Here is a 2,432-nt window from a genome sequence, read left to right as displayed (position 1 = left end):
GTTCATTACACAGACAGTAATCAAACTGCAGATACTTGGATTGAGCGGAATTGTGCTCTGTTTTGCATGAATGAACACCAGCCCAAGCCACGGGTGATTGTAGCTACGTCCGATCGGGCACAGCAGTTGACCGTTGTTGGCTATGGTGCCGAGTGGATGTCTGCGCAACAACTAGAGGCCGATGTCAAGTTAGCTAAACAAGAATTGCGACAGGTACAACACCAACGACGTAGGGCACCTGGACGCACCCTAGCCCATACCTTAGATGCTGCAACATTGAAGCGCATGAGAGAATGGCGCATGGCTGGATTCCACTCTTCGATCGACTAGTTGGCTCTATGAAGCGTTACTGGCAGGTATTGACATTGTGCTGGAGCGCAGCCATTTCCGTAGAGATGGAATATCGTCTCAATTTTTTTCTGGCTAGCCTCAGCAGCTTAGGCAGTCTGGCGGGTAGCGTGTTTGGGCTATTTCTTTTCTATCGAACTGGCTACACATTTCAAGGATGGTCTTGGCCGGAGGCACTGATTGTATTGGGCATCTTCACCCTATTGCAGGGATTTGCAGGCACGTTCCTATCTCCCAATCTGAGCAAAATTGTGAGCTACGTGCAGCAAGGCACCTTGGATTTTGTGTTGCTAAAGCCCATCAGCAGTCAGTTCTGGCTATCAACCCATACCTTTTCACCCTGGGGCATCCCGGACATTCCCTTTGGCATTGCTATCATCGTCTATGCAGGCAGTCAGATCCAACTTGACAGTAGCAACTATGGGCTGGCGCTGCTCTCGCTGACATTCGGGCTGATTAGTCTATACAGCCTGTGGTTCATGTTGGGAGCAACCAGTATCTGGTTTGTCAAAATTTATAACGTTACTGAGGTGCTGCGAGGCTTGATTGAGGCAGGTCGTTACCCCATAGTGGCCTACCCTGTGGTTTATCGGTGGTTCTTTACGTTTGTGGTACCAGTTGCATTTCTGACTTCAGTGCCAGCGGAAACCCTCCTGGGACGATCGCAACCACTGTGGATTGCCGGAGGTGGAGTGCTGGCTCTTGGGCTGCTGGTGGCCTCTAACCTAGTCTGGCGATTTGCACTGCGCTTTTACACCAGTGCCTCTAGCTAGTGACAGGAGAGACTTATTAGTAGCTGATTTGACTGGATTTATAGTCCGGTGGTTCTACGTGGGTTATGACTCGTACAGGGCCATATTTTGCCTCTAGGTGTCTTTCCACTGCTTCGGTGATCTGATGGGCTGTTTCTACGTCCGTTGCTGCTACTACTAGATGCATTTCAATAAACACTTGATGACCCAGTAAGCCTCTGGAGGCGATGCTGTGACAGTTGATGACTCCGGGCACTTCCATTACCGATTGATGGATAATCTCTGGTGCGATCGCAATCTCATCCACTAACCACGGTAGGTTCATCCGCAAAACCTGCCAGCAACTCCAAGCCACCATCAACATCACAGGCACAGCTAGGAGAATATCTAACCATTGGATTTGCCAAATCCAGATGCCTACTAGGCCACCTAAGACGGCGATCGTAACCCAAATATCGCTCATCGTATGCTGTGCATCAGCAATCAGAATTTGACTTTGGATTCGGTATCCTACCCTACGTTCGTAAAACGCAACCAGAATGTTGATTCCCAGCACAATCAACAGAATCAATAATTCTGGTGCAGAAACTCGAACCAGTTCCCCTGGCTTTGATAGGCGCTCAATCACTCCTTGCAGAATTTCAAAACAGGCAATTCCCAAAAAGGCAGCAATCCCCAAGGCTCCGATCGCTTCAAATTTTTGATGCCCATAGGGGTGGTCGCGGTCTGGTTCTGGCGACGACAAGTGGTTAGTGACCAGCCCCAGCACGTTGTTAACACTATCGGTTACACTGTGGAGAGCATCGGCAACTAGGCTTAGGGAGCCAGTCCAAAAGCCGACCACAAACTTCAATATCATCACTACTAGGTTCAAGACCAAGGTGATGATCAACACTCTGGAAACTTTCGCCTGACGACTAGACGTTACCATCACCTATCTCCGTAATTAGCTCAGCAGACACGAGCGTATCCTGTTCTAGGCACAATTATGCTGCTAAATTCCATCTAAACTGACCATCTAAACTGACAGTGTGGTGAAGATTGCCCAGTAGGGGCGCACGGCCGTGCGCCTCTACCCAACAATTTCGCATTCATCCAACAATTTCGCATTCATCCGATGATTTCGCATTCACCCGATGATTTTGCATTCATCCCATGCCCCATCATCCCTCCTCTGCCGACATCGCCCGCATCGGGGGATGATCCGACAATGCCACCCCCATACCCGCCACCACGCCTGTAGACAGGGGTTGATCGCCCAGATGTAGGGGCAGGATCATCGATCGTCCAGATGTAGGGGCAGGATCGTCGATCGCCCAGATGTAGGGGCGC

General features: G+C 50.1%; 3 protein-coding genes. 2 read left to right on the top strand and 1 reads right to left on the bottom strand.

Annotated features, from left to right (window positions below; all coding sequences use genetic code 11):
• Together NZ772_17360 and NZ772_17355 are read left to right on the top strand one after the other, a co-directional pair.
• A partial coding sequence (locus NZ772_17360; GenBank protein ID MCS6815325.1) for an NYN domain-containing protein occupies positions 1–330 on the top strand: 330 nt, incomplete at its 5' end.
• A gap of 8 nt (positions 331–338) precedes the next feature.
• Positions 339–1,121: an ABC transporter permease gene (locus NZ772_17355; GenBank protein ID MCS6815324.1), complete on the top strand. Its 783-nt coding sequence runs from the start codon at positions 339–341 to the stop codon at positions 1,119–1,121.
• Between the two features lie 16 nt (positions 1,122–1,137).
• Here the strand turns inward: NZ772_17355 and NZ772_17350 are convergent, their stop codons facing one another.
• On the bottom strand, positions 1,138–2,031 hold the full coding sequence (locus NZ772_17350) for a cation diffusion facilitator family transporter (protein ID MCS6815323.1): 894 nt from the start codon (positions 2,029–2,031) through the stop codon (positions 1,138–1,140).
• Positions 2,032–2,432: the final 401 nt, after the last annotated feature.

This window comes from Cyanobacteriota bacterium (assembly GCA_025054735.1).
Lineage (GTDB): Bacteria > Cyanobacteriota > Cyanobacteriia > SKYG9 > SKYG9 > SKYG9.
Note: the sequence above shows the minus strand (reverse complement) of the source record. Positions and strands in the feature narration are given on the sequence as shown.